Raw genomic sequence first — 24,152 nt, 5'->3', positions numbered from 1 at the left:
GCCCCTCGCATGACCGCCAAGTCGAAGAGCCGCACACGTTCCGCACTGCACGCGGCGACCCTGATCGCCCTGCTCGCGGGCAGCGGCTACCTCACCTACACGCTCCGCGCGCAGGAGCAGGCCAAGGCGCCCGCCGTCCAGGTCGTCGACGGACACGTCATGGCCGGCTCGGGCGAGGCGGGTGCCCAGAAGTGGGAACGGCTCTCCAGCCCCGACCGGTCGGTGGTGCGCGACGGCACCGGGCAGGTGCTGGCCACCTTCACCGACGGCGCCCGCACGGCCACCCTCACCGGGCCCAGCCGCACCTTCACCGAGCCGGCCAACACCACGGCCCGGGTCGTGACCGAGAACTGGGTACGCCTCATGCCGGAGCCGTGGAAGGCGGGTGCGGAGAACGAGTCGTGGTTCAAGGAGTGGTTCAAGAAGTACTTCGGCAGCCAGGAGGACGACATCTTCGCGATGGCCTTCCAGTACGGCGACCAGGCTCCGGTGAAGAAGGACGCGCAGGGCACCTCGTACGCGGGCGACGCCTCCTTCGGTCCGCTCAACCCCAACGGCTCGGCCGGCAGCGACCTGCGCCTGGAGCAGTCGGACTTCTACGACTACCTCGGCACGCCGTACACCTTCCGCGACGGCACCAAGAAGCAGCCCCAGACCGCCCGGTACCGGTCGATGGACTGCTCCGGCTTCGTCCGCACCGTCTTCGGATACCGCGCCCGGTACCCGCTCCTGTCCGGCGACAAGCCCGGCTCCGGTCTGCCGCGGACCGCGAACGGCATGGCCCGCGCCACCCTGGGCGCCGACATCCTCCCCCTCAAGGGCGTCGGCGCGCAGGACCGGCCCGTGAACATCGACGTCATCCAGCCGGGCGACCTGCTGTTCTTCAAGCTCGACGCGCGCACCGGGGACCGCATCGACCACACGGGCATCTACCTGGGCACGGACACCGACGGCCACAAGATCTTCATCTCCAGCCGGGAGGAGGCCAACGGCCCGACCATCGGCGACAAGGGCGGCACCTCGCGCCTCGACGGCAACGGCTACTACGCGACGACCCTGCGCAGCGCGAAGCGGCTGTAGGAGACCTCAGGGGGCGCTCGCGCGCTCCGTGTGCGTCAGCTCCCGCCGGGCCCGCCCCACGGCCAGGGCGGGACGCCGACCGGCTGGACCAGCCAGCCGAAGGCGCCCAGACCGGACCGGGAGGTCAGCTCCGCCGCCTCGCCGGCCGAAGCCAGCGCCCGGACGTAGGCCGCCGGGTCCGAGGAGGCCAGGGCCAGCGGGGGCCGGGCGCCCGAGACCCCGAGAGCGGTCAGGGCCTCGCGCTGGGTCAGCAGGACCGCGTCCGGCCCGGCACAGGAGTCCAGCGCCACGTGGGCGGTGACGTCGCAGGAGCCGTCCGGGACCGGCGGAACCTCCCGGCCGCCCCGGAATCCCGTCAGGGTGCCGTACGGGGGCCGGGTCCGGCGGGTGTGGGCGTAGTCCACCGCCACCGCCAGGCCGCGCTCCAGGGTCCGGGTGGCCGCCGCCCACGCCTCGTCGCGCGTCCGGCCGATCTCGGCGCGGCCGCCGCCCGGCCACCACCGCTCCAGCCAGGCCCGGTCCGCGTCCTCCAGCGGGCCGCCGCGGCTCTCCGTACCGTCCGGCGCGACCAGGACGTAGGACCCGTCCTCGGCGACGTCCAGGGGGACGTTGTCCAGCCACTCGTTGGCGAACAGCAGCCCGGTCACGCCCTCGGGCGGCTGCGCGGTCCAGCGGATCCGCGGGTCGAGCCCCGCGGGCCGCTCCGCCCGCTCCACGGCGTACGGGCGCACCCGCGCGGCCGTCTCGGGGTCCAGTGCGGCCAGCACCCCGGTCAGCAGCTCCGCCCGCCCGGCGCCCACGTCGACGAGGTCGAGTTCCCGCGGGTGCCCGAGCCGGGCGTCCACCCACCGCAGCAGCCGGGCCACGGCCCCCGCGTACAGGGCGGAGGCGTGCACGGAGGTACGGAAGTGGCCGGCCGGGCCCGGGCCGCCGGGGCGCACGTAGAAGCCGCCGGGCCCGTACAGCGCGGCTTCCATCGCGCTGCGCCACCGGACCGCCGCGGTGGGTCCACCAGGAGTGCTCATCACCGAAGGCTATGCTCACCCTCCACCTTGGGGAGTATGTCCCCGGTGCCAGGTTCGGACCTCTGGTTGACTCCAGCACCTATCACCGTTCCCTACTCTGGGTTACGTGCAGCGCCTCTACGACTTCCTCCGCAGACACCCGACGGGCGTCGACAGCTTCTGGGCTGTGCTCTTCTTCGGGGTCTCGATGCTGAACGTCGTGGGCGAGCCCGACATCAGCCGGCCCCTCAAGATCGTCGCGGTCCCCGTGGTGCTCGCGCTGAGCACGGCCCTGGCCCTGCGCCGCAGGTGGACGCAGGGGGCGTTCTGGCTCACCCTCGGGGCGGGCCTCCTGCAGCTGGGCGCGGGGATCGTCGCCGGGTTCTGGGACATCGCGATGTTCGTGATCCTCTACACGGTGGCCGCGAGCGAGGTGCCCCGCTGGGTCTCGCGCACCGCCCTGGGCTGGGGACTCGCGGCCGCGCCGCTCTACTTCCTGCGGTACGGCGTGGACAAGGGCGCCAACGACGTCGACAACGTCCTCTTCGCCGTCTTCATGATCGTCCCCTTCGTCCTGGCCTGGGTGCTGGGCGACTCCCTGCGCACCCGGCGGGCCTATTACGCCCAGCTGGTCGAGCGCAACCAGCGGCTGGAGAAGGAGCGCGAGGCGCAGTCCAAGGTGGCCGTGGCCGCCGAGCGCGCCCGGATCGCCCGCGAGCTGCACGATGTCGTCGCGCACAACGTCTCGGTGATGGTGGTCCAGGCGGACGGGGCCGCGTACGTCATGGACGTGGCCCCGGAGCAGGCCAAGGAGGCCCTCCAGACCATCTCCGGCACCGGCCGCCAAGCCCTCGCCGAGATGCGCCGGCTGCTCGGCGTCCTGCGCACGGGCGAGCCGCAGGAGTCCGAGGACTACGTGCCGCAGCCGGACGTGGAGCAGATCGAGGTCCTCGTCGAACAGGTACGGGCGGCCGGGCTCACGGTGGACTTCGAGGTCGAGGGCGCCCCGCGGCAGCTGCCCAGCGGCGTCGAGCTGACGGCGTACCGGATCGTGCAGGAGGCTTTGACCAACACCCGCAAGCACGGGGGCCCCGACGCCAGGGCCAGTGTCCGGCTGGTCTACTTCGACGACGGCCTCGGCCTGCTGATCGAGGACGACGGCCGGGGCGCGGCCCACGAGCTGTACGAGGACGGCGGCGCGGACGGGGCCGGACACGGGCTGATCGGCATGCGCGAGCGGATCGGTATGGTCGGCGGAACCCTGGACGCGGGGCCGCGGCCCGGTGGCGGCTTCCGGATCAGCGCACTGCTTCCCCTGAAGAAGAGATGACGAGGACGAGGTAACTGATGTCCATCCGAGTGATGCTGGTCGACGACCAGGTCCTGCTGCGCACCGGCTTCCGGATGGTGCTCGCCGCCCAGCCGGACATGGAGGTCGTCGCCGAGGCGGGTGACGGCCTGGAGGCGCTGGAGGTGCTGCGGGCCACGAAGGTGGACGTGGTGCTGATGGACGTCCGCATGCCCAGGCTCGACGGCGTCGAGGCGACGCGGCGGATCTGCGAGCCCGAGGAGCACCCGAAGGTGATCATCCTGACCACCTTCGACCTGGACGAGTACGCCTTCTCGGGCCTGAAGGCGGGCGCGAGCGGCTTCATGCTGAAGGACGTGCCGCCGGCCGAGCTGCTGGGCGCCATCCGCTCGGTGCACAGCGGGGACGCGGTGGTGGCCCCGTCCACGACGCGGCGCCTGCTGGACCGCTTCGCGCCGATGCTGCCGACGACGACGCAGGAGCCGCAGAACAAGGAGGTCGAGCGGCTGACGGAGCGCGAGCGCGAGGTCATGCTGCTGGTGGCGCAGGGCCTCTCGAACGGCGAGATCGCGGCGCGGCTGGTGCTGTCGGAGGCGACGGTGAAGACCCACGTGGGCCGCATCCTGACCAAGCTGGGGCTGCGCGACCGGGTCCAGGTGGTGGTCCTGGCGTACGAGACGGGACTGGTCCGCGCGGGCGGCGGGGCCGGATAGCCGGCCTCACACCTGCGGGCCGGACCCGGTCATCCAGCGGTCCGGGCGGGCCGTCGCGCGGGAGGTGTGCGAGCGGGCGGCCTGCTCGTGCAGGAGCCGCGCGGCCTCGGAAGCCTCCCGCAGCCGGGCGGTGACCGTGCCGTTCGCGCCGGTGTCCACGTGCACGTCGGCGACACCGCGGGCGCGCGCCCACGGCCCCTGGGAGAGGCGGACGCTCTGCACCTTGGCGTGCGGAACGATCTCCGTACGGCGGCACAGGCGGCCGTGCCGGGCGGCGAACACCTCAGGGGAGACCGCCAGGGCGTAGCCCTTCCACCACACCGGGACCACCCAGCGCGAGCCGGTGTCCGGGGAACCGGAGAAGGACAGGCCCGCCAGGTCCACCCCGGGCAGGACCCGGGCGATCACGGCGTACGCGGCGGCCCGTGAGGCCACCGGCACCAGGACCTCGTTCTTCGACCCGGCCACGGCCAGCTCCACCCGGACCCGGTCGGTGCGCCGCCACAGCAGCGGCTCCACGATCCGTACGGTCTGCACGCGTCCCGGCGGCACGGTCTCGTGGGCGCGGTCCAGCATCCCGTGGTCCAGGCGCAGCCCGTCCGGGGACTCGGCGACCCGCCAGTCGTACTCGGTGAGGAAACGGCCGACGGTGCCCGCCCAGACCGCGCCCAGCATCGGGAGCAGGGTGACGACGGCCGCCCACGGGCTGGAGCTGATCCACCAGACGAAGAACGGCGCGACGATCCCGCCGGCGAGCGCGGCCCAGACGCCGAGGCTGAGCGCCAGCGACACGACGAGCTCGCGCGGGGTCACCCGCAGCAGTTCGCGCTGCGGTGCCTCGCCGAGGCGTACCGCCTCCTCGGGGGCGAAGCCGGCGGCGCGGGCCAGGAGCTCGGCGCGCAGGGCGACGGCCTCCTGCTCGCCGAGGAAGGCCAGCTGGTCCTTCTCCTCGGTGCCGATCACATCGAGCCGCAGGCTGGCGACACCGGTCAGCCGGGCCAGCAGCGGCCGGGTGACGTCCACGGCCTGGAGCCGGTCCAGCCGGATGTGCGCGGTGCGGCGGAAGAGCAGCCCGGTGCGGATGCGCAGCTCGGTGTCGGTCACGGCGTAGTGGGTGAACCACCAGCTCAGGAACCCGTACACGCCGAACATCAGGACCACGCCCACCAGCGTCACGAGCCGCAGGGCCGTCGACAGGTCCGCCACCCAGCGCGCCGCCCGGTCGCCCTGCTGGGCGAGGATGCCCACGGTCGCGGCGATCGGTACCCAGGCGCGGCGCAGCGGCGTGAAGGGATGCAGCCGGCGCTCGGCCACGGCCTGTCCGCCGGGCCCCTCCGCGGCGCCCCCCGTCGGGCCGTTCGCCCCGGCCGGCCCGGACCCCTGCGGCTCGCCGCCCGGGGGCCCCGGGGCCCCCGGCCGGGCGCCGGGCCCGCCTCCCGCCGGACCGGAGGTCACCGGCTGCCCACCCACCGGCTCCGGGGTACCCGACTCACCGCCCACCGCACCGGGGGTCACAGGCCCGCCGACCTTGCCTCGCCGAGGGCGGCGAGCCGGTCGCGCAGCCGCTCCGCCTCGGCCGGCACCAGCCCCGGGATCCGGGCGTCGGTGGCGGCCGCCGCCGTGTGCAGCTGGAGGGAGGCCAGGCCGAAGCGCCGCTCCACCGGGCCCGAGGTGACCTCGACCAGCTGCATCCGGCCGTACGGGACCACCGTCTGCTCCCGCCACAGCACTCCCCGGCTGATCAGCAGGTCGTCGGCACGCTCCGCGTACCGCCAGGACCGCCAGTTCCGCCCGAGGAGCACCCAGCCCCAGACCCCCGCAGCCGGCCAGAACGCCCCGACCGCTGCCCACTCCGGGCCCACGAGCAGCCCGAGGAGCAGTGCGGTCGCCACCGCCAGCAGACCGGACCAGACCACGAGCAGCGTCCGCCGCATGGTGAGCAGCCCGCCGGGCAGCCCCACCCACCGCAGGCCGTCCGTCCCACCCTTCGTCCCGGTATCCATTCCCCCACCTTAGGGTGGCGGCGTGCCGGCACGAGCGACTGAGACAATGCCCGCATGACGGAGACCACGGTCGGCATCGGCGGCGCGGCGGAGAGCACCGACATGGTGCTCAACATCGGCCCCCAGCACCCTTCCACGCACGGCGTGCTGCGCCTGCGCCTCGTCCTGGACGGCGAGCGGATCGCCAGCGCCGAGCCGGTGGTCGGCTACATGCACCGCGGCGCCGAGAAGCTCTTCGAGGCCCGCGACTACCGGCAGATCGTGATGCTCGCGAACCGCCACGACTGGCTGTCCGCGTTCTCCAACGAGCTCGGCGTCGTCATGGCCGTCGAGCGGATGCTCGGCATGGAGGTCCCCGAGCGGGCCGTGTGGATGCGGACGCTGCTCGCCGAGCTGAACCGGGTGCTGAACCACCTGATGTTCCTCGGCTCGTACCCGCTCGAACTGGGCGGTATCACCCCGATCTTCCACGCGTTCCGCGAGCGCGAGGAGCTCCAGGCCGTCATGGAGGAGATCTCCGGCGGCCGCATGCACTACATGTTCAACCGCGTCGGCGGCCTCAAGGAGGACCTCCCGGCCGGCTGGCTCGGCCGGGCCCGCGCCGCCATCGCCGACGTCCGCACCCGGATGGACGTCTACGACAAGCTGGTCCACGGCAACGAGATCTTCCGCGGCCGCACCCGCGGCGTCGGGGTCCTGTCCGCCGAGGCCGTCCACGCGTACGGGGTCTCCGGCCCGATCGCCCGCGCCTCCGGCGTCGACTTCGACCTGCGCCGCGACGAGCCGTACCTGGCCTACGGCGACCTCCAGGACGTGCTGAAGGTGGTCACCCGCACCGAGGGCGACTGTCTGGCCCGCTTCGAGTGCCTGCTGGAGCAGACCCACAACTCCCTCGACCTCGCCGTGGCCTGCCTGGACCGGATGGACGGCCTCCCGCCGGGCCCGGTCAACCAGCGCCTGCCCAAGGTCCTCAAGGCGCCCGAGGGCCACACCTACGCCTGGACCGAGAACCCGCTGGGCATCAACGGCTACTACCTGGTCTCGAAGGGCGAGAAGACCCCGTACCGGCTGAAGCTGCGCAGCGCCTCCTACAACAACATCCAGGCGCTGGCCGTCCTGCTGCCGGGGCAGTTGGTCGCGGACATGGTGTCGATCCTGGGCTCGCTGTTCTTCGTGGTCGGCGACATCGACAAGTAGCCGTCAGGCTTCGGCCGGGCCAGGACGACCGGCCACCGACGACCTGACCGCCGCCGACCGGGGCGCCCTGTGGGCCCGGGTGGAGCGGACGCACGAGGTCCGGCCGGCGGAGCGGCGGACCGCGGAGACCGCGGAGACCGCGGGGGACTGGTTGTCGGTACGGCAGGGCAGACTTGGCGGCATGTCCCACTCCCCCCGCCGGGCCTGCCCCGTCTGCGGCCGCGACTGCGCCGTCACCGCGGGCCGTATCGCCCGCCACGACCCTCCCGCCCCGCGGGACCGCGCGGACCTGGTGTCCTGCCCCGGATCCCGGGCCCGGGTGGTGCTCGGCGCCACCGCGCCGACGCTGGACGGCTTCGTCCTGCCCGAATTCCCCGGGCAGCTGCCGCTGTTCTGAGAGGGCCGCTAGGTCCTGTCTGGAGTTCCGGCGCGGGAGAAGGAGCGGTGTCTGGTGCCGTCGGATCCAAGGCGGAGGAGGGAGTCGACGCGGAGCGTCGGCGGCTGACGACAACGCCGGAAGCGGCGGTGCCGGACGCCGCAACGCCGCGGGGGAACTCCAGACAGGACCTACGAGATCGCGGTGCGCAGGCGGACCACGTCGAGCGGCTCGGTCTCGTCGTGGGCCGTCAGGTCGATGACCTGGCCCACCGCGCGGGTCTCCTCGGTCGGCGGCTTGAACTCCGGCTCGGCCGTCTCCTGGACGGACTCCGCCTTGTGCACGGCGAGGGCCTCGGCGCCCACCACGTCGGCCAGGTCCTCGTTCTGTACCGCCTCGATCGCCGCGCGGGCCTGGGCGGAGTTCTTGGTGCCGAAGAAGTCGAAGCCGCCTTCGACGCGGGAGGCCGTACGCCGCTGGGCCGCGTACGGGGCCACGGCGGCCGCGGGGCGGCGGGCCGGGAAGGAGCCGGCGGTGGCCGGCGCCGCCGTGGGCAGCTCGCCCACGGCCCGCGCCTTGGGCAGCGCCCGCTCCTGCGCCCTACGGGCCAGCGCGGCCATGGCCGCGTGCGCCCGGGCGTAGCCCAGGGAGGTGGGCGCGCCCGCCGAGGTGCGCTCCTCGGAGACGGCCGGGAGCTGCTTGGGGTCCGTGGGCGCCGGGGCCGCGGAGGCCTCGATGGCCAGCAGCCGGCGCTTCTCCAGGGCGCTGGCGCGCTCGGTCTCGGCCGTCGCGTACCGGCGCAGCAGGGCCGCGTGCTCGCCCCGCAGGCCCGCCAGTTCGACGCGCTTGGCGCGCAGCTTGGCGTCGAGCCTGCCGCGCAGCATCCGGGCCTCTTCGAGGTCGGACTCCAGCTCGGCTATCCGCTCGTCGGTCCGCCACTCGTCCTTGACCCGCTCGCGGGCCAGTTCCGCGACCCGGCGGCCCGCCGCGCGGTCCCAGGACCGCATCATGACAGCGCCGGCGATCCCGGCGGCCGCGGCGAGGGCCACGAGCAGCCGCAGCACGGTCACGTCTTCGGGGCCGGCCGGCAGCCAGGCCGCTGCGGCGCCGGCGACGCAGACAGCGGCGACGGCCGTCGGGGTGAGCAGCCGGTGCAGCGGTTCGGGATTGCGGTGGCGTCCTCGGGGCATGGCCTGAAATTTACAGGGCGTGGAGGTCGTGTGGGATACCACCCGGCAATCTGTTCCCGGGCAGTTACCCCACATTCCTCCACCAACCCGTAGGCACTACTTCTTCAGAAGGCCCTTCGACTCCAGGTAGCTCTTCGCGACGTCGGCGGGCTTGGCGCGCTCGGCGTCCACCTTCCGGTTCAGGTCGACCAGATCGGCGGTCGTGAGGACCTTGGTCAGCTTGTCGAGGGCGGCCGCGATCTCGGGGGCGCCGGCGTCCTTGGCGTTGACCACCGGGAGGACGTTGTCCGCGTTCTGGAGCTTCTTGTCGTCCTCCAGCAGGACCAGGCCGAAGCTGTCGAGGGTGGCGTCCGTGGTCGTGGTGAGCACGAGCTGGTCGACACCGTCCTTCACGGCCTGCTTGGCCTGCGGGGTGCCGACGCCCTTGGGGTCGATACCGGAAACCTCAATTCCGTATGTTGTGGTCAGCCCCGGACCGCAAAAGGGGCGGACAGCGCATTCATCACCGGCTGCGATCTTCACCTTCAACCCCGACCGGCCGAGATCGGAAAGCGACCTGAGGTTGTTCTTCTCGGCGAATTCCCTGGTCACCGCGAATGCGTTCTGGTCCACCGCGGCGCCCGCGGGCAGCACCTTCAGTCCGAGCGGGGCCGCGAGCTTCTCCAGGCCCGCCACCGTCGCCGCGACGTCGCTGGAGGCGACCGGCTTCTCCTCGGGGGCCTTCGGCCCGTTCACCTTGGCGTTGAGGAACTCCGCGAGGGTGGCCGCGTACTCCGGGACGACGTCGATCTCGCCCTTCTCCAGCGACGGCTCGTACAGCTCGCGGTTGTTGACCGTCTTGACGGACGTGCTGTAGCCCGCGTCCCTGAGGACCTGCGCGTACAGCTCCGCCAGCACGTTGGACTCGGTGAACCCGGCCGCGCCGATCACCAGGCTGCCCCTGCCGTCGGCGGCCGGGGCGGCGGAGCCGCCGTCCTTGCTCTTCTCCAGGCTGTCACCGCCGCACGCGGCCAGCGACACCGTCAGGGCCAGTGCGCCCAGGGACGCGCCGAGGACGCGCGTGGTCTTGGTCATGGAGTTGCTCCGTTCGAGGGAAGTGAAGGGATGGGGGGACGGGAATCAGCGGTGGGCGCCGGTCCGGGGCAGCAGCCGGTCCGCCGCCACCAGCACGCCCTCCACCAGCAGGGCCAGGGCGGCCACGAGCAGCGCTCCGGCGACGACCTGCGGGGTGTTGTAGGTGTTGAAACCGGCGGTGATGATCCGGCCCAGGCCGCCCTGGCCGACCATCGCGGCGATCGTGGCCGTGGCGACGACCTGCACGGCGCCGGACCGCAGCCCGGTCATCACCAGGCCGCGCGCGAGGGGCAGTTCCACCCGCCAGAAGAGCTGCCCGCCGGACATGCCCATCCCGCGGGCGGCCTCCACCACCGAGCGGTCCACCTCGCGCATGCCGACGTACGCGTTCGTCAGCAGGGGCGGGACGGCGAACAGCACGAGGGCGGCGACGGTCGGCAGATACCCCGCGTTGCGCAGCGGGGAGACCATGAAGAGCGCCAGCACCGCGAAGACCGGGACCGCCCGGCCGGCGTTGGAGACGTTGACCGCGAGGGTGCCGCCCCGGCCGAGGTGGCCGAGGTACAGGCCGAGGGGCAGCGCGATCGCACAGGCCGCCGCCAGCGCGATCCCGCTGACGTAGACATGCTCGCCGAGCCGGTGCCAGACGCCGTTCTCCCCGGCCCAGTTGGCGCCGTCCGCGAGCCAGTCCCAGGCACCTCCCACCACACCGCCCATGCCGTCAGGCCCCCTTCACCGGGGCGGCCGGGCGGGCGCCGGCCCGGGTCCACGGCGTGAGCAGCCGCTGCAGGCCGAGCAGCAGGAGGTCCGCGACGAGCGCGAGCAGCACGCACAGCACCGAGGCGGTGAGCACCTGCGCCTTGAAGGAGCTGTTCACCGCCGGGGCGATGAGGTTGCCGAGGCCGCCCTTGCCGACGATGGAGCCGACCGTGGTCAGGGCGATCGTCGAGACCGTGGCGATCCGTACGCCGGCGAGCAGCGCGGGCAGCGCGAGCGGCAGTTCCACCTGCCACAGCAGCCGCCCGGGGCCGTAGCCCATGCCGCGCGCGGCCTCCCGCACCTCCTCGGGCACGGCCTCCAGGCCGGCCAGTGCGTTGCGGACCAGGATGGTCAGCGAGTACAGCACCAGGCCGGTCACGACCAGCGCCGCCGACAGCCCGAAGACGGGCAGCAGCAGGGAGAACATGGCCAGCGAGGGGACGGTGTAGAGCAGGGTGGTGAAGGTGAGCACGGGCGCCGCCCAGTGCCGGCCGCGGCGGGCCAGCAGGGCCAGCGGTACGGACACGGCCAGGCCGATCAGTACGGACGCACCGGTGATCCACACGTGTTCGACGGTGGCGTCGGTGAGCTCCTGCGAGCGGGAGGTGACGTAGTCCCAGCAGATCCAGTCGTTCGCCACCAGGCAGTTCCGTGCCGGCATGTACCTCACCCCCCGTCATGAAACGTACGTATGCTCGATCGCGCGGTCTTGGACGACCCTAACCCCCGCGGCTCCCGATGGCCGGAATCTTTCGCAGAGGGCAACACGCCCTTCACCCGCGTACGCCGCCCGTGGGGAAAGATGGCTCCGTGATCCGATTCGAGCATGTGACCAAGCGCTACCCCGACGGGACGACGGCCGTCGAGGACCTGTCCTTCGAGGTGGCGGAAGGAGAGCTGGTCACGCTGGTCGGACCGTCCGGCTGCGGCAAGACGACCACCATGAAGATGGTCAACCGCCTCATCGACCCGACGTCCGGCCGGATCCTGCTGGGCGGCGAGGACATCGCGGCCGCCGACCCGGTCGAGCTGCGCCGCCGGATCGGGTACGTCATCCAGCAGGTCGGGCTCTTCCCGCACAAGACCGTGCTGGAGAACACCGCGACCGTGCCGCAGCTGATCGGCACCCCCAGGGCCGCGGCCCGCGCCCGGGCCGCCGAGCTCCTCGAACTGGTCGGGCTGGACCCGTCCGTGTACGGCGGCCGGTACCCGGAGCAGCTGTCGGGCGGGCAGCGCCAGCGCGTCGGCGTGGCGCGCGCGCTCGCCGCCGATCCGCCGGTGCTGCTGATGGACGAGCCCTTCGGCGCGGTGGACCCGGTGGTCCGCGAGCGGCTCCAGAACGAGTTCCTGACCCTGCAGAAGACCGTGCGCAAGACGATCCTGCTGGTCACCCACGACCTGGAGGAGGCGATCCGGCTCGGCGACCGCATCGCCGTCTACGGGACGGGCACCATCGAGCAGTTCGCCCGCCCGGCGGAGGTGCTCGCAGCGCCCGCCACCCCGTACGTGGCCTCCTTCGTCGGCGCCGACCGGGGCCTCAAGCGGCTCGCGGTCACCACGGTCGGGGCCGCCGACCTGGCACCCGCGGACGGGGAGGCGCCGGCGGCGTCGGTCCGGCTGGGCGCGACGCTGCGCGAGGCGCTCGCCGCACTGCTCCAGGAGGACTCGGGGCGCATCGGCGTCACGGACCCCGACACCGGCGAGCTGGCCGGCGTACTCACCCCGCAGGACGTCCACCGGGCGCTGCGCCGGGCCGAGTTGCAGGAGGCATGAGAAAGGGCCCGACCTGAAAGGCCGGGCCCTTGGCTCCGCTGCCGTACCGCCCGGCCGTCAGGCCTGGATGCGGCCGCTCATCCACATCAGCATCGGCGGGATCTCCCGGCGCCACGTGTTGAAGTTGTGGCCACCGCTGTCGAGGATGATGGAGGAGACCCGGTCCGGGCCCTGCACCTTCTTGATGAACTTCCTGGTGTCCGCGAGGTTCGGCTCGCCCTTCTCGCTGCTGGTGACGAGGAAGGACGTACCGGCCGGCTTCTTGTTCTCCATGACGTGCAGGATGTCCGCGCGCTTCTTCAGCTTCTCGTCCCCGTGGAACAGGTCACCGGTCGTCGGGTCGTCCGGAGCGTCGTAGTACGCGGACAGACCCGCGGCGGCACCGAAGGTCTGCGGGTAGTGCGCGGCGATCTTCAGGGCGCAGTAACCGCCCGTGGAATTGCCGATGAAGCCCATGTTCTCGGGCTTCTTGCCGACCCGGAAGGTGTCCTGGACGGCCTGCGGGAGGTCCACCCCGAAGAAGGTCTCGGTCTGCGGGCCGCCGGGTACGTCGACGCACTCGGTGTCCCGCGGCGGCGCCACGGTCGGGCGCAGCATGACCAGGATCATCGGCTTCATCTTGCCCGCCTTGGACAGGCTGAAGGCCTTCATCGGGTAGTCGAGCCCCTTGATGAGGTTCTCGGCGGTGCCCGGGTAGCCCGTCAGGACGATGGACGCCGGGAAGGTCTCGTCCTTGTGCTGCGGCTGGAAGTACTCCGGCGGGAGCCACACGTAGCCGGGGCTGGTGATCTTCGACTTCTGCCCGGATATGGCAACCTTCAGGATCTGACCGCCCACCTGGGGCTTGGCACCGCCGGGGACGTCCAGCTTCTGCTTGTCGACGACCTTGATGTCCTTGCTGCTCATCGAGTGGTCGACGACCTTGCCCATCGAGGTCTCCTGGCCGAACAGGTCGGCCCAGGAACCGTAGAACAGGAACGACTTGTTGGCCGCGAGACCCACCGCCGAGAACAGCGCCAGCTGGGTCGCCAGCAGGAGCCCGATGCGGCCGGCGAAGGCACGCCAGGTGCGGCCCGAGAGCTTCGGCCAGAACCAGATGGTGGCCGCGAACAGCAGCACACCGGCGAGGACGGCCAGCGCCAGGACCGTATTACTGGTGAGACCCATGAGCAGTCAGTCGACTTTCTGATGGCAGGACTGGAAATTTCCGACGGAAGAGTGAACCCGCTGTCCGTCGATGTCGTCCTAAGGGACGCACCACACACCGGAGGCTGTCGCGGCCTTCGACCACTTGATCTCTCGCGGAGCAACGGGAAGCGATGTCTAGCAGGATAGATGGCGATAAGTCGGGACAGGTTCCGAGCAGGGTCCGCCGAATCCTCCGAGGCCCACAGCCGGAGTCGGTGCCCGGCCTGGTAGGTACGGCCGTCATGATCGTCGGCCTTCTGGACATCGCGGCGGGGGTCTTCCCGCGTTTCCGGCACAGCCGGATCCACGCGGTCACCGAGGTGCTGCCAGGCTCCTTCGGCCCGTTCGCGGCCGCCCTCTCCATCAGCGCGGGCGTACTGCTCCTGCTGCTCGCCCACGGCCTCAAGCGGCACAAGCGGCGCGCCTGGCGGGCCGCCGTCGTCCTGCTGCCCGCGGGCGCCGCCGCGCAGTTCGCGTACCGCCACTCGATCACCGGCGTGGTCATCGCGGCGGTGCTCCTCGCGCTGCTCCTGCGCCACCAGGGCGAGTTCAAGGCGCTGCCCGACCCGCGCAGCCGCTGGAAGGCGCTCGCGAACTTCGTCCTGATGAGCGCCGGCTCCATCGGCCTGGGCCTGGTCATCGTCAACGTCCACCCGGGCAAGGTCGTCGGCAACCCGGGCCTGTACGAGCAGATCACCCACGTCGTCTACGGGCTCTTCGGCTTCGAGGGCCCCGTCGACTACGCCGGCCGGGTGTCCTGGACCGTCGGCTACTCCCTCGGCGCCCTCGGCATGCTGACCGCGCTGACCACGATCTACCTGGCCTTCCGCCCCGAGCACCCGGCCGCCCAGCTCACCGCCGACGACGAGGGCAGGCTGCGCGAGCTGCTCGCCAGGCACGGCGGCCGCGACTCCCTCGGCCACTTCGCGCTGCGCCGCGACAAGGCCGTCGTCTTCTCCCCCAGCGGCAAGGCCGCCGTCACCTACCGCGTCGTCTCCGGCGTGATGCTCGCCTCCGGCGACCCCATCGGCGACGTCGAGGCGTGGCCCGGCGCGATCGAGCGGTTCATGGAGGAGGCCAAGGCCCACTCCTGGACCCCGGCCGTGATGGGCTGCAGCGAGACCGGTGGCGAGGTCTGGACCCGCGAGACCGGCCTGGACGCCCTGGAGCTGGGTGACGAGGCGATTGTCGATGTCAAAGACTTCTCCCTCTCGGGCCGCGCCATGCGCAATGTCCGCCAGATGGTGAAGCGCATCGAGCGCAACGGCTACACCACCAAGGTCCGCCGGGTCAGCGAGCTGACCGCGCAGGAGCTGGAGCAGGTCCGCGGCGCAGCCGAGGCCTGGCGCGGCACCGACACCGAGCGCGGCTTCTCGATGGCGCTGGGCCGGGTCGGCGACCCGGGCGACGGCGACTGCTTCATCGCCACCGCGCACCGCGTGGAGGAGGACGACGCCAGCCCCTTCGGCGACCTGAAGGCCATCCAGCACTTCGTGCCGTGGGGCACGGACGGCATGTCGCTGGAGCTGATGCGCCGCGACCGCGGCGCCGACCCGGGCATGAACGAGCTGCTGATCGTCGCCTCTCTGGAGGCCGCCCCGTCCCTGGGCATCGAGCGGGTCTCGCTGAACTTCGCGATGTTCCGCTCGGCGCTGGCCCGCGGCGAGAAGATCGGCGCCGGCCCCGTCCTACGGATGTGGCGCAACCTGCTGGTCTTCCTCTCCCGCTGGTTCCAGATCGAGTCGCTGTACAAGTTCAACGCGAAGTTCCGCCCGCGCTGGGAGCCTCGCTTCGTGGTCTTCCGCACCACCCGCGACCTGCCCCGCATCGGCTTCGCCGCGATGCAGGCCGAGGGCTTCGTCACGCTGGCCCTGCCGCGGCTCTTCGCGAGCCGCCGCCGTCCCAAGCCGGTCCGTACCTGCACCCACAACCTGATGGCGCCCGTCTCCAAGCAGCCGGAGCGCGAGGTCCAGGCCGCGTAGTGCTGTGGCCGGAGAGGTTTGCCGGGTCGCGGTGTTCGGCGCGGTGCATCGCAAGGCGGAGGGCCACGGCTCGTACTGGACGTACGTGCGTGGTCCGACAACGCGGCGAGGTGCCGTGCCGGGCACCGTGACCCGGTGAACCTTGGCGGTCACAGCACTCTCCCCCTCATCGCCCCGCGACACCCCGAAGGCCCGGCAGGCAGCCCCTGTCCGGGCCTTCTCCGTGCCCGGTCCCGGCCGCGGGCCCTGGGGCGGCGGCCCCGGGCGGGCCGGAGGCGGGCCGGGCAGAGCCCGGGCAGGCTGGGACAGACCGGGCAGCCCTACCCTGGAGCCATGAACATCAAGCGCGGAGCCACCGGCCGGGGCCGGGTCGCAGGTCTGCCGGAATGGGACCGCTGCGCGGTCATGGGCGTCGTCAACGTGACCCCCGACTCCTTCTCCGACGGCGGCCGCTGGTTCGACACCACCGCCGCCGTCAAGCGCGGGCTCGACCTCGTCGCCCAGGGCGCCGACCTCGTCGACGTCGGCGGCGAGTCCACCCGCCCCGGCGCCTCCCGCGTCGACGAGGCGGAGGAGCTGCGCCGCGTCGTTCCCGTCGTGCGCGGACTGGCCTCCGAGGGTGTCACCGTCTCCGTCGACACGATGCGCGCGGCCGTCGCCGCCCGGGCCGTCGACGCCGGCGCCGCGCTGGTCAACGACGTCAGCGGCGGTCTCGCCGACCCCGGCATGATCCCGGCGGTCGCCGCGGCCGAGGTGCCCTTCGTGGTGATGCACTGGCGCGGCTTCAGCGCCGACATGAACAGCCTCGCCGTCTACGACGACGTCGTGGCCGAGGTCACCTCCGAGCTGCGGGCCCGGATCGACGCGGTCGTCGCCGGCGGCATCGCCCCCGAGCGGCTCCTGGTCGACCCCGGCCTCGGCTTCGCCAAGAACGCCGAGCACGACCTGGCACTGGTCGCGCACATGGCGGACCTGCGCGCCCTCGGCTTCCCGCTGCTGGTCGCCGCCTCGCGCAAGCGCTTCCTCGGCCGGGTCCTGGCCGGCGGGGCGGACGCCCCGCCGCCGCCGGCCCGCGAACGCGACGCCGCCACGGCCGCCGTCTCCGCGCTCGCCGCCCACCAGGGTGCCTGGGCCGTACGGGTCCACGAGGTACGGGCGACCGCCGATGCGGTTCGGGTGGCCCGTGCCGTGGAAGGGGCCCTTTGATCCTCATCGACCGACAAGGAGCCCCGTGAGCAGAACCGACATCGAAGCGGTCGAAGAGGTCAACACGGCCTTCTACGAGGCAATGGAGCGGGGGGACTTCGACGCTCTGTCGGCGCTCTGGCTGGAGGACGAGATCTCCTGCGTGCACCCCGGCTGGCCGGTGCTCTCCGGCCGCGGCGAGGTACTGCGCTCGTACGCGCTGATCATGTCCCACACCGAGTACATCCAGTTCTTCCTCACCGACACCAAGGTGGCCGTCATAGGCGACACGGCACTGGTGACGTGCACGGAGAACATCCTCAGCGGCGGCCCCGCCGAGGACGGCGGAGAGCTCGGCCCGCTCGTCGGCCAGCTGGTCGTCGCCACGAATGTGTTCCGACGCACATCCGGCGGCTGGCGCCTGTGGTCCCACCACGGTTCTCCCGTGCTCACGGAGTCCGACGAGGACGACGAGGACACCGCCTCCTGACCCCTACGGCGGGGACCGGACTGTTTCGCAGGTAAATTCGAAGTCGGACGACGCCGACCGCACTCGGCGCAGGCCCATGGCCGCGGGGAGCCCCGAGGCCGCAAGCACCTACGAAAGCAGGAGTGATTCGCGTGGATCGTGTCGCGCTGCGCGGCCTCAAGGCTCGCGGGCACCACGGCGTCTTCCCCCGGGAACGCGAGGAAGGCCAGACCTTCATCGTGGACCTCGTGCTGCACCTCGACACCCGCCCCGCGGCGGCCGGAGACGACCTGGCGAAGACCGTGCACTACGGGGTGGTCGCCGAGGAGGTCGTCGCCGTGGTCCAGGGCGAGCCCGTCGACCTGATCGAGACCCTGGCCGAGCGGATCGCCCAGCAGTGCCTGAAGCACGAAGCGGTGGCGCAGGTGGAGGTCGTCGTCCACAAGCCGGACGCGCCCATCACCGTCCCCTTCGACGACGTGACCATCACGATCACCCGGAGCCGCGCATGAACAACGGACTGAACGCTCAGAGCGACCCCACCGTCCAGCCGGTACCCGCCTCCGTCGTCGAGACGGTCGACGCGGCGGACGTGACCCTGTCCAACCCGAAATGGGCCGTCATCGCGCTCGGCGCGAACCTCGGCAACCGCCTGGAGACCCTCCAGGGCGCCGTCGACGCCCTCGGCGACACCCCCGGCCTGCGGGTCAAGGCCGTCTCCCCCGTCTACGAGACCGAGCCGTGGGGCGTCGAGCCCGGCACGCAGCCCTCGTACCTCAACGCGGTCATCGCGGTGAAGACCACCCTGCCCCCGTCCTCTCTGCTGGAGCGCGGGCACGCCATCGAGGAGGCGTTCGACCGCGTCCGCGACGAGCGCTGGGGCCCGCGCACGATCGACGTCGACATCGTCGCGTACGCCGACCGCGTCTGCGACGACCCGGTCCTCACCCTCCCGCACCCGCGCGCCCACCAGCGTGCCTTCGTGCTGGCGCCCTGGCACGACATCGACCCGGAGGCCCAGCTCCCGGGCCGCGGCCCGGTGTCCGCCCTCCTGGCCGGAATCGGCCTGAGCGGCGTCACGCCGCGCCCCGACCTGGAACTCCACCTCCCCGAGTAGTCGTTAGTAGCCTGTTCACGGCTACTCGCTGAAAGTGGGGACGGGCAAGTGAAGCAACTGAGGCCGGGGATCCTGGCGGGCATCTTCGTGGTCGCCGGGGTCCTGTCCTGGTCCGGTGCCCGGCTGTGGAACGCGTACGGCACCCTCCCGGGCGTTCCGCTGGCCGCACCGATCGTCCTGGGGGCCATCGCGGCGGTGCTGCTGGCCACGGCGCTGTCGCTGAAGGCCCGGCTCAAGGCCCAGCGGGAGCGCCGGCCGGGCGCGAAGGGCGTGGAGCCGCTGATGGCGGCCCGCGCGGTGGTCTTCGGGCAGGCCAGTGCTCTGGTGGCCGCGCTGGTGGCGGGCATGTACGGCGGTGTGGGCGTCTTCCTGCTGACGGACGCCCTCGACGTCCCCGCGCGGCGCGAGCAGGCCTGGTACGCCGGCTTCTCGGTCCTCGCGGGCATCGCGGTCATCGCCGCCGCCCTCTTCCTGGAGCGCGTGCTGAAACTCCCCGAGGACGAGGACCCCACCCCGCAGGCCCCCGCCCGCGCCTGACCGGGACACCGGCACAAGCGATGGTCCCCTCCGTGACATCACGCAGGGGACCCTCGCTTGTGCGGGCAGCACCGACGGCACCAGGACCCAGGACCCTAGGTCCTGTCTGGAGTTCCCCCGCGGCGTTGCGGCGTCCGGCACCGCCGCTTCCGGCGTTGTCGTCAGTCGCCGACGCTCCGCGTCGACTCCCTCCCCCGCCTTGGATCCGACGGCACCAGACGCCGCCCCTTCTCCCGCGCCGGAACTCCAGACAGGACCTAGCGGGCCATGATCAGGGACATCGCCTCGTTGCGGGTGGCGGGGTCGCGGAGCTGGCCGCGAACCGCCGAGGTGATGGTCTTCGCGCCGGGCTTGCGGACCCCGCGCATGGTCATGCACATGTGCTCGCACTCGATGACCACGATGACCCCGCGCGGGTCCAGGATCTCCATCAGGGAGTCCGCGATCTGCGTGGTCAGGCGCTCCTGCACCTGGGGGCGGCGGGCGAACACGTCCACGAGGCGGGCCAGCTTCGACAGACCGGTGATCTTGCCGTCGGTGGACGGGATGTAGCCCACGTGGGCGACGCCGTGGAAGGGGACCAGATGGTGTTCACATGAGCTCATGACCTCAATGTCCTTCACGAGGACCATCTCGTCGTGGCCCAGGTCGAACGTCGTGGTCAGGACCTCTTCCGGCTTCTGGTACAGGCCGGCGAATATCTCCCGGTAGGCGCGCGCCACGCGTGCCGGGGTCTCCAGGAGGCCTTCGCGGTCCGGGTCCTCGCCGACCGCGATCAGGAGCTCTCGGATCGCCGCCTCGGCGCGCTTCTCGTCGAACTCGCCGATCGTGCCCTCGTCACCGGTCAGGGTCACTGGGTCGGTCATCTCTTCCTCGTTCCTGTCCGCACACGCGGTCGTACAAATGTGCCGCGCCCCCCAGGCTAGAACCTGGGGGGCGCGGCTTCCATTCCGGGTGGGTCGGCTCCGCCGTTACTCGGGGCGGTCCTCCGGAGCCACCTCGATGCCCTTCTCCGTGGAGACCGGCGCGACGGAGGCCGAGCCGTTCGCCGCGTTCGTCAGCTGCAGCTCCTTGGGGGAGAGCACCGGCGGGCGGGTGGAGGGGGTGCGGCGGGAGGAGCCGGTCCACGCGGGGCGGGCCGGACGCTTGACGATGGTCGAGAAGATCTCGGCGATCTCCTCCTTGCCCAGCGTCTCCTTCTCCAGCAGCGCGAGGACCAGGTTGTCGAGGACGTCACGGTTCTCGACGAGGATCTCCCAGGCCTCGTTGTGCGCGGTCTCGATGAGCTTCTTGACCTCTTCGTCGACCAGCGCCGCAACCTCTTCCGAGTAGTCCCGCGGGTGCGACATCTCGCGGCCCAGGAACGGCTCGGTGTTGTCGCCGCCGAACTTGATCGCACCGAGACGCTCGGTCATGCCGTACTGCGTGACCATGGCCCGCGCCGTGGCGGTGGCCTTCTCGATGTCGTTCGCCGCGCCCGTGGTCGGGTCGTGGAAGACCAGCTCCTCGGCCGCGCGCCCGCCCAGCATGTACGCCAGCTGGTCGAGCATCTCGTTGCGCGTGGTCGAGTACTTGTCCTCGTCGGGCAGGACCATGGTGTAGCCCAGGGCCCGGCCGCGGGACAGGATCGTGATCTTGTGGACCGGGTCGGAGTTCGGGGAGGCCGCCGCGACCAGGGCGTGTCCGCCCTCGTGGTACGCGGTGATCTTCTTCTCCCGGTCCGACATGATCCGGGTCCGCTTCTGCGGACCCGCCACGACGCGGTCGATCGCCTCGTCCAGCGAGTGGTTGTCGATCAGCTTCTTGTCCGAGCGGGCCGTGAGCAGCGCGGCCTCGTTCAGGACGTTGGAGAGATCGGCACCGGTGAAGCCGGGCGTGCGGCGGGCGACGGCGCCCAGGTCGACGTCCGGGGCGACCGGCTTGCCCTTCTGGTGGACCTTGAGGATCTCCAGACGGCCCTGCATGTCGGGACGGTCGACCGCGATCTGCCGGTCGAAGCGGCCCGGGCGCAGCAGCGCCGGGTCGAGGATGTCGGGGCGGTTCGTGGCGGCGATCAGGATGACGCCGCCCTTCACGTCGAAGCCGTCCATCTCGACGAGCAGCTGGTTGAGGGTCTGCTCACGCTCGTCGTGGCCGCCGCCGAGGCCCGCACCGCGGTGCCGGCCGACGGCGTCGATCTCGTCGACGAAGACGATCGCCGGCGCGTTGGCCTTGGCCTGTTCGAACAGGTCGCGGACACGCGAGGCACCGACACCGACGAACATCTCGACGAAGTCGGAACCGGAGATCGAGTAGAAGGGGACACCGGCCTCGCCCGCGACGGCGCGCGCGAGCAGGGTCTTTCCGGTGCCGGGCGGGCCGTAGAGCAGCACGCCCTTGGGGATCTTGGCGCCGACCGCCTGGAACTTCGCCGGCTCCTGGAGGAACTCCTTGATCTCGTGGAGTTCCTCGACGGCCTCGTCCGAACCCGCGACGTCGGCGAACGTCGTCTTCGGGGTGTCCTTGGTGATGAGCTTGGCCTTGGACTTCCCGAAGTTCATGACCCGGGAGCCGCCGCCCTGCATCTGGTTCATCAGGAACAGGAAGACGAGGACGATGAGGACGAAGGGCAGGAGCGAGAGCAGCACGCTCAGGAACGGGCTGGTCTTGTCCGGGGTGACGGAGTATCCGTCCGGGATCTGACCGGCGTCGTACTTGGTCTGGAGGCTCTGGGCGAGCTGGACGCCCTGATCCCCGATGTAGTTGGCCTGGAACTTGGTGCCGTCGTGCTTGCCGAGCTTCTCGCCTTGCTTGAGCTCAATCTTGATCATCTGGCTGTCGCCGGTGGTCAGCTTGGCTGTCTCCACCTGGCCAGTGTTGATCGCCTTGATGACCTCGCTGGTGTCCACCGACTTGTAGCCGCCGCCGGAGCCGACGACATTCATCAACACGACCACGGCGAGGACGGCCAGCACGATCCACATGACCGGCCCACGGAAGTATCGCTTCACGTCCATCCATACGGGGCGCCAGGCGCCCCGTCCCTCCTGCCCGTAGGTAAATGCTGCTGTGTGAGTAAAGACTGTTCTTCGGAATGTACCCCTGAATTGTCACCCGCGGCCCGTGGGACGGCTGACAGACCCGCCTTCCCCTGCTCCAACGGCGGGAATCGCCCCCAGGTTCCCCGGCGGCGCCGGGGATTCCCGGGGCGGGGCGGGGTCAGCCGCCGTAGACGTGCGGGGCGAGCGTGCCGACGAACGGCAGGTTGCGGTACTTCTCCGCGTAGTCGAGGCCGTAGCCCACGACGAACTCGTTGGGGATGTCGAAGCCGACCCACTTCACGTCGATCGCGACCTTCGCGGCCTCCGGCTTGCGCAGCAGCGTGACGACCTCCAGGGAGGCCGGCTGGCGGGAGCCGAGGTTCGACAGCAGCCAGGACAGCGTCAGACCGGAGTCGATGATGTCCTCGACGATCAGGACGTGCTTGTCCTTGATGTCGGTGTCCAGGTCCTTGAGGATCCGCACCACACCGGAGGACTGGGTCCCGGCGCCGTACGAGGACACCGCCATCCAGTCCATGGTGAGCGGGGTGGACAAGGCGCGCGCCAGGTCCGCCATCACCATGACGGCGCCCTTGAGCACGCCGACGATGAGCAGGTCCTTGCCCGCGTACTCCGCGTCGATCTTCGCGGCCAGCTCGGCCAGCTTCGCGTCGATCTCTTCCTTGGTGATGAGCACCGACTGGAGGTCGTTGCCCATGTCCTTCTCGTCCACCCGCATCACTTTCGTTGTCGGCCGGGGCTCCGGGGTGTCCCCCGGAGGGCTCAGCCGTGTTTCAGCACCAATCAGCCCTGCCGGATGACAAGTCTGCCACCCTGCCGCTGGGCCTCCACCCTGCCGGGCAGGTTGATGGCTCCCTGGCCGCGCCATCCGGTGATGAGGCGGTCGACTTCCTCGATGTGGCGGGCGAAGAGGGAGCCCGCGGGGGAGCCGGCGGCGACGACGGCCCTGCGCAGCACCCGGCGGCGGACGGCCGGGGGCAGGGCGTACAGCTTGGCGCACTCCAGGCGGCCGTCCTCGTCGCGTACGCCGCCCTCCGCCTCGGCGGCCCAGGCGTCCAGGGCGTCGGCGTCGTCGCGGGAGAGCTGGGCGGTGCGGGCGAGGGCCTCGACGACGCCCTTCCCGAGCGCCTTCTCCAGGGCGGGCAGTCCCTCGTGGCGCAGGCGGGAGCGGGTGTAGGCCGGGTCCATGTTGTGCGGGTCGTCCCAGACGGCCAGGGACTGGACCATGCACGCCTTGCGGGCGGTCTGCCGGTCGACCTGGAGGAAGGGGCGGCGGTAGCGGTGGCCGCGGCCGGGGCGTCCGGGGCCGCCGGGGCCGCCGGAGACCTCGGGCATGCCGGACAGCGAGCGGATGCCGGATCCGCGGGCGAGGCCCAGCAGGACGGTTTCCGCTTGATCGTCCCGGGTGTGGCCGAGCAGCACGGCGGCGGCGCCGAGGCGGTCGGCCGCCTCGTCCAGGGCGCCGTAGCGGGCGTCGCGGGCGGCGGCCTCGGGGCCGCCGTCACGGCCGACGCGCACGGCGACGGACTCCACCGGGTCGAGGCCGAGGGCGGTCATGCGGGTGACGACCTCGGCAGCGCGCTGGTCGGAGCCGTCCTGCAGTCCGTGGTCGACGGTGATGCCGCCGGCCCGGATGCCGAGTTTGGGGGCCTCGAAGGCGAGGGCGGAGGCGAGGGCCATGGAGTCGGCGCCGCCGGAGCAGGCGACGAGCACGAGTGGCGGGGTGTCCGCGCCGGTGCGAGAGTCGGCGCAGGGGAAGGCTCCGGACGGGGTCCGGGGGCGGTCGGTGAGCTCGGTGAGGACGTCGTGGAGTACGCGGCGGACCGCCAGGCGTATCGCCGCGACCGCAGGATGGGGACCCATGTCCGGTGCCCTTCGATGGAGTTCGGATGCCTCGGAGGCTTCGGGTGGTGTGCTGGGGGTGCTTGCCCGGCTGCCCCCGCGGAACGGGAGGATGTCACTCAGAGTGCGTCGATGGTGACAGAACCGAGCCGTTCCCCGAGCATCGCACGCCCTTATACGGCTCACGGTCCCTCGGACGGGTGATGCTGCTTCCCCCAGTGAGACATGTTTAGGCCTCTCCGTCACGTGTGGCGCGGGTGAACGCGAGGGAAGCGGCTGGGCGGCACGGGCCCGCCCCGGCGGTGCGGGGCGG

General features: G+C 71.8%; 24 protein-coding genes. 12 read left to right on the top strand and 12 right to left on the bottom strand.

All coding sequences use genetic code 11. The annotated features are described in order from the left end of the window. Nucleotides 1-9: 9 nt before the first annotated feature. A complete protein-coding gene (locus ACFWFZ_RS09890; protein WP_387119212.1) occupies nt 10-1,080 on the top strand; it encodes a C40 family peptidase in 1,071 nt (356 codons plus the stop codon). 35 nt (nt 1,081-1,115) lie between these two features. Here ACFWFZ_RS09890 and ACFWFZ_RS09885 read toward each other — a convergent pair whose 3' ends face one another. Then, the gene (locus ACFWFZ_RS09885; RefSeq protein WP_387119209.1) at nt 1,116-2,105 is read right to left on the bottom strand and encodes an SAM-dependent methyltransferase; all 990 of its coding nucleotides are present in this window, start codon (nt 2,103-2,105) and stop codon (nt 1,116-1,118) included. A gap of 106 nt (nt 2,106-2,211) precedes the next feature. Here ACFWFZ_RS09885 and ACFWFZ_RS09880 point away from each other — a divergent pair, with 106 nt between their 5' ends. Then, nucleotides 2,212-3,414: a sensor histidine kinase gene (locus ACFWFZ_RS09880; protein WP_387119206.1), complete on the top strand. Its 1,203-nt coding sequence runs from the start codon at nt 2,212-2,214 to the stop codon at nt 3,412-3,414. Nucleotides 3,415-3,431: 17 nt separating this feature from the next. Beyond that, nucleotides 3,432-4,106, top strand: coding sequence for a response regulator (locus ACFWFZ_RS09875; RefSeq protein ID WP_387119203.1), 675 nt, complete (start codon nt 3,432-3,434; stop codon nt 4,104-4,106). 6 nt (nt 4,107-4,112) lie between these two features. Here ACFWFZ_RS09875 and ACFWFZ_RS09870 read toward each other — a convergent pair whose 3' ends face one another. Together ACFWFZ_RS09870 and ACFWFZ_RS09865 are read right to left on the bottom strand one after the other, a co-directional pair. Further along, the gene (locus ACFWFZ_RS09870) at nt 4,113-5,420 is read right to left on the bottom strand and encodes a PH domain-containing protein (RefSeq protein ID WP_387119200.1); all 1,308 of its coding nucleotides are present in this window, start codon (nt 5,418-5,420) and stop codon (nt 4,113-4,115) included. Nucleotides 5,421-5,617: 197 nt separating this feature from the next. Further along, on the bottom strand, nt 5,618-6,109 hold the full coding sequence (locus ACFWFZ_RS09865) for a PH domain-containing protein (RefSeq protein ID WP_387119197.1): 492 nt from the start codon (nt 6,107-6,109) through the stop codon (nt 5,618-5,620). Between the two features lie 54 nt (nt 6,110-6,163). On the opposite strand from ACFWFZ_RS09865, the gene ACFWFZ_RS09860 reads away from it, so the two are divergent. Beyond that, the gene (locus ACFWFZ_RS09860) at nt 6,164-7,306 is read left to right on the top strand and encodes an NADH-quinone oxidoreductase subunit D (protein ID WP_387119194.1); all 1,143 of its coding nucleotides are present in this window, start codon (nt 6,164-6,166) and stop codon (nt 7,304-7,306) included. Nucleotides 7,307-7,487: 181 nt separating this feature from the next. Continuing rightward, nucleotides 7,488-7,703, top strand: a complete 216-nt coding sequence (locus tag ACFWFZ_RS09855; protein ID WP_387119191.1) for a hypothetical protein — start codon at nt 7,488-7,490, stop codon at nt 7,701-7,703. A 170-nt stretch (nt 7,704-7,873) separates the two neighbouring features. Here the strand turns inward: ACFWFZ_RS09855 and ACFWFZ_RS09850 are convergent, their stop codons facing one another. The 4 genes from ACFWFZ_RS09850 to ACFWFZ_RS09835 form a co-directional block, all read right to left on the bottom strand. After that, on the bottom strand, nt 7,874-8,872 hold the full coding sequence (locus ACFWFZ_RS09850; protein ID WP_387119187.1) for a hypothetical protein: 999 nt from the start codon (nt 8,870-8,872) through the stop codon (nt 7,874-7,876). Between the two features lie 96 nt (nt 8,873-8,968). Continuing rightward, entirely contained in the window at nt 8,969-9,946 is a 978-nt protein-coding gene (locus ACFWFZ_RS09845; RefSeq protein WP_387119184.1) for an ABC transporter substrate-binding protein, read from the bottom strand. A 45-nt stretch (nt 9,947-9,991) separates the two neighbouring features. Then, entirely contained in the window at nt 9,992-10,663 is a 672-nt protein-coding gene (locus ACFWFZ_RS09840) for an ABC transporter permease (protein ID WP_387119181.1), read from the bottom strand. 4 nt (nt 10,664-10,667) lie between these two features. Then, entirely contained in the window at nt 10,668-11,366 is a 699-nt protein-coding gene (locus ACFWFZ_RS09835) for an ABC transporter permease (RefSeq protein ID WP_387119178.1), read from the bottom strand. Between the two features lie 149 nt (nt 11,367-11,515). Between ACFWFZ_RS09835 and ACFWFZ_RS09830 the strand changes: the two genes are divergently transcribed. Then, nucleotides 11,516-12,478, top strand: a complete 963-nt coding sequence (locus ACFWFZ_RS09830; RefSeq protein WP_387119175.1) for an ABC transporter ATP-binding protein — start codon at nt 11,516-11,518, stop codon at nt 12,476-12,478. 57 nt (nt 12,479-12,535) lie between these two features. On the opposite strand, the gene ACFWFZ_RS09825 is transcribed toward ACFWFZ_RS09830, so the two are convergent. Next, nucleotides 12,536-13,645 carry an alpha/beta hydrolase gene (locus tag ACFWFZ_RS09825; protein WP_387119172.1) on the bottom strand — a complete coding sequence of 370 codons (1,110 nt, stop codon included), beginning with the start codon at nt 13,643-13,645 and terminating at the stop codon, nt 12,536-12,538. Between the two features lie 152 nt (nt 13,646-13,797). Here ACFWFZ_RS09825 and ACFWFZ_RS09820 point away from each other — a divergent pair, with 152 nt between their 5' ends. From ACFWFZ_RS09820 to ACFWFZ_RS09795, 6 genes are all read left to right on the top strand, one after another. Further along, nucleotides 13,798-15,648, top strand: a complete 1,851-nt coding sequence (locus tag ACFWFZ_RS09820; protein WP_387119169.1) for a phosphatidylglycerol lysyltransferase domain-containing protein — start codon at nt 13,798-13,800, stop codon at nt 15,646-15,648. A 333-nt stretch (nt 15,649-15,981) separates the two neighbouring features. Next, nucleotides 15,982-16,854 carry a dihydropteroate synthase gene (gene folP, locus ACFWFZ_RS09815; protein ID WP_387119165.1) on the top strand — a complete coding sequence of 291 codons (873 nt, stop codon included), beginning with the start codon at nt 15,982-15,984 and terminating at the stop codon, nt 16,852-16,854. Between the two features lie 25 nt (nt 16,855-16,879). Beyond that, the gene (locus ACFWFZ_RS09810) at nt 16,880-17,323 is read left to right on the top strand and encodes a nuclear transport factor 2 family protein (RefSeq protein ID WP_387119162.1); all 444 of its coding nucleotides are present in this window, start codon (nt 16,880-16,882) and stop codon (nt 17,321-17,323) included. A gap of 131 nt (nt 17,324-17,454) precedes the next feature. Next, nucleotides 17,455-17,814, top strand: a complete 360-nt coding sequence (gene folB, locus ACFWFZ_RS09805) for a dihydroneopterin aldolase (RefSeq protein WP_030032394.1) — start codon at nt 17,455-17,457, stop codon at nt 17,812-17,814. Then, nucleotides 17,811-18,419: a 2-amino-4-hydroxy-6-hydroxymethyldihydropteridine diphosphokinase gene (folK, locus tag ACFWFZ_RS09800; RefSeq protein WP_387119159.1), complete on the top strand. Its 609-nt coding sequence runs from the start codon at nt 17,811-17,813 to the stop codon at nt 18,417-18,419. The genes folB and folK overlap by 4 nt, the downstream gene beginning before the upstream one ends. A 48-nt stretch (nt 18,420-18,467) precedes the next feature. Next, a complete protein-coding gene (locus tag ACFWFZ_RS09795; RefSeq protein ID WP_387119156.1) occupies nt 18,468-18,956 on the top strand; it encodes a DUF3180 domain-containing protein in 489 nt (162 codons plus the stop codon). A gap of 257 nt (nt 18,957-19,213) precedes the next feature. Here the strand turns inward: ACFWFZ_RS09795 and folE are convergent, their stop codons facing one another. The 4 genes from folE to tilS all read right to left on the bottom strand — a co-directional run bounded on the left by folE (nt 19,214) and on the right by tilS (nt 23,860). Beyond that, nucleotides 19,214-19,822 (bottom strand): GTP cyclohydrolase I FolE, encoded by a 609-nt coding sequence (folE, locus tag ACFWFZ_RS09790; protein ID WP_387119153.1) that lies wholly within the window; start codon nt 19,820-19,822, stop codon nt 19,214-19,216. A 105-nt stretch (nt 19,823-19,927) separates the two neighbouring features. Further along, the gene (gene ftsH, locus ACFWFZ_RS09785) at nt 19,928-21,952 is read right to left on the bottom strand and encodes an ATP-dependent zinc metalloprotease FtsH (protein ID WP_387119150.1); all 2,025 of its coding nucleotides are present in this window, start codon (nt 21,950-21,952) and stop codon (nt 19,928-19,930) included. 202 nt (nt 21,953-22,154) lie between these two features. Continuing rightward, the gene (gene hpt / locus ACFWFZ_RS09780; protein ID WP_030010907.1) at nt 22,155-22,715 is read right to left on the bottom strand and encodes a hypoxanthine phosphoribosyltransferase; all 561 of its coding nucleotides are present in this window, start codon (nt 22,713-22,715) and stop codon (nt 22,155-22,157) included. A gap of 65 nt (nt 22,716-22,780) precedes the next feature. After that, nucleotides 22,781-23,860 carry a tRNA lysidine(34) synthetase TilS gene (gene tilS, locus ACFWFZ_RS09775; protein WP_387119147.1) on the bottom strand — a complete coding sequence of 360 codons (1,080 nt, stop codon included), beginning with the start codon at nt 23,858-23,860 and terminating at the stop codon, nt 22,781-22,783. Nucleotides 23,861-24,152: the final 292 nt, after the last annotated feature.

Origin of the sequence: Streptomyces sp. NPDC060232, from assembly GCF_042726555.1 — a bacterium.
Classification (GTDB): domain Bacteria; phylum Actinomycetota; class Actinomycetes; order Streptomycetales; family Streptomycetaceae; genus Streptomyces.
The sequence above is the reverse complement of the archived record's forward strand: the minus strand, read 5'-3'. Positions and strand labels throughout refer to the sequence as shown.

Excerpts from the sequence above, each read along its gene's own strand:
- ACFWFZ_RS09890 (WP_387119212.1), top strand. The coding sequence starts at position 10 with ATGACCGCCAAGTCGAAGAGCCGCACACGTTCCGCACTGCACGCGGCG.
- ACFWFZ_RS09885 (WP_387119209.1), bottom strand. The coding sequence starts at position 2,105 with ATGAGCACTCCTGGTGGACCCACCGCGGCGGTCCGGTGGCGCAGCGCG.
- ACFWFZ_RS09875 (WP_387119203.1), top strand. The coding sequence starts at position 3,432 with ATGTCCATCCGAGTGATGCTGGTCGACGACCAGGTCCTGCTGCGCACC.
- ACFWFZ_RS09865 (WP_387119197.1), bottom strand. The coding sequence starts at position 6,109 with ATGGATACCGGGACGAAGGGTGGGACGGACGGCCTGCGGTGGGTGGGG.
- ACFWFZ_RS09860 (WP_387119194.1), top strand. The coding sequence starts at position 6,164 with ATGACGGAGACCACGGTCGGCATCGGCGGCGCGGCGGAGAGCACCGAC.
- ACFWFZ_RS09855 (WP_387119191.1), top strand. The coding sequence starts at position 7,488 with ATGTCCCACTCCCCCCGCCGGGCCTGCCCCGTCTGCGGCCGCGACTGC.
- ACFWFZ_RS09850 (WP_387119187.1), bottom strand. The coding sequence starts at position 8,872 with ATGCCCCGAGGACGCCACCGCAATCCCGAACCGCTGCACCGGCTGCTC.
- ACFWFZ_RS09845 (WP_387119184.1), bottom strand. The coding sequence starts at position 9,946 with ATGACCAAGACCACGCGCGTCCTCGGCGCGTCCCTGGGCGCACTGGCC.
- ACFWFZ_RS09840 (WP_387119181.1), bottom strand. The coding sequence starts at position 10,663 with ATGGGCGGTGTGGTGGGAGGTGCCTGGGACTGGCTCGCGGACGGCGCC.
- ACFWFZ_RS09835 (WP_387119178.1), bottom strand. The coding sequence starts at position 11,366 with ATGCCGGCACGGAACTGCCTGGTGGCGAACGACTGGATCTGCTGGGAC.
- ACFWFZ_RS09825 (WP_387119172.1), bottom strand. The coding sequence starts at position 13,645 with ATGGGTCTCACCAGTAATACGGTCCTGGCGCTGGCCGTCCTCGCCGGT.
- ACFWFZ_RS09820 (WP_387119169.1), top strand. The coding sequence starts at position 13,798 with ATGTCTAGCAGGATAGATGGCGATAAGTCGGGACAGGTTCCGAGCAGG.
- folP (WP_387119165.1), top strand. The coding sequence starts at position 15,982 with ATGAACATCAAGCGCGGAGCCACCGGCCGGGGCCGGGTCGCAGGTCTG.
- folK (WP_387119159.1), top strand. The coding sequence starts at position 17,811 with ATGAACAACGGACTGAACGCTCAGAGCGACCCCACCGTCCAGCCGGTA.
- folE (WP_387119153.1), bottom strand. The coding sequence starts at position 19,822 with ATGACCGACCCAGTGACCCTGACCGGTGACGAGGGCACGATCGGCGAG.
- ftsH (WP_387119150.1), bottom strand. The coding sequence starts at position 21,952 with ATGGACGTGAAGCGATACTTCCGTGGGCCGGTCATGTGGATCGTGCTG.
- hpt (WP_030010907.1), bottom strand. The coding sequence starts at position 22,715 with ATGCGGGTGGACGAGAAGGACATGGGCAACGACCTCCAGTCGGTGCTC.
- tilS (WP_387119147.1), bottom strand. The coding sequence starts at position 23,860 with ATGGGTCCCCATCCTGCGGTCGCGGCGATACGCCTGGCGGTCCGCCGC.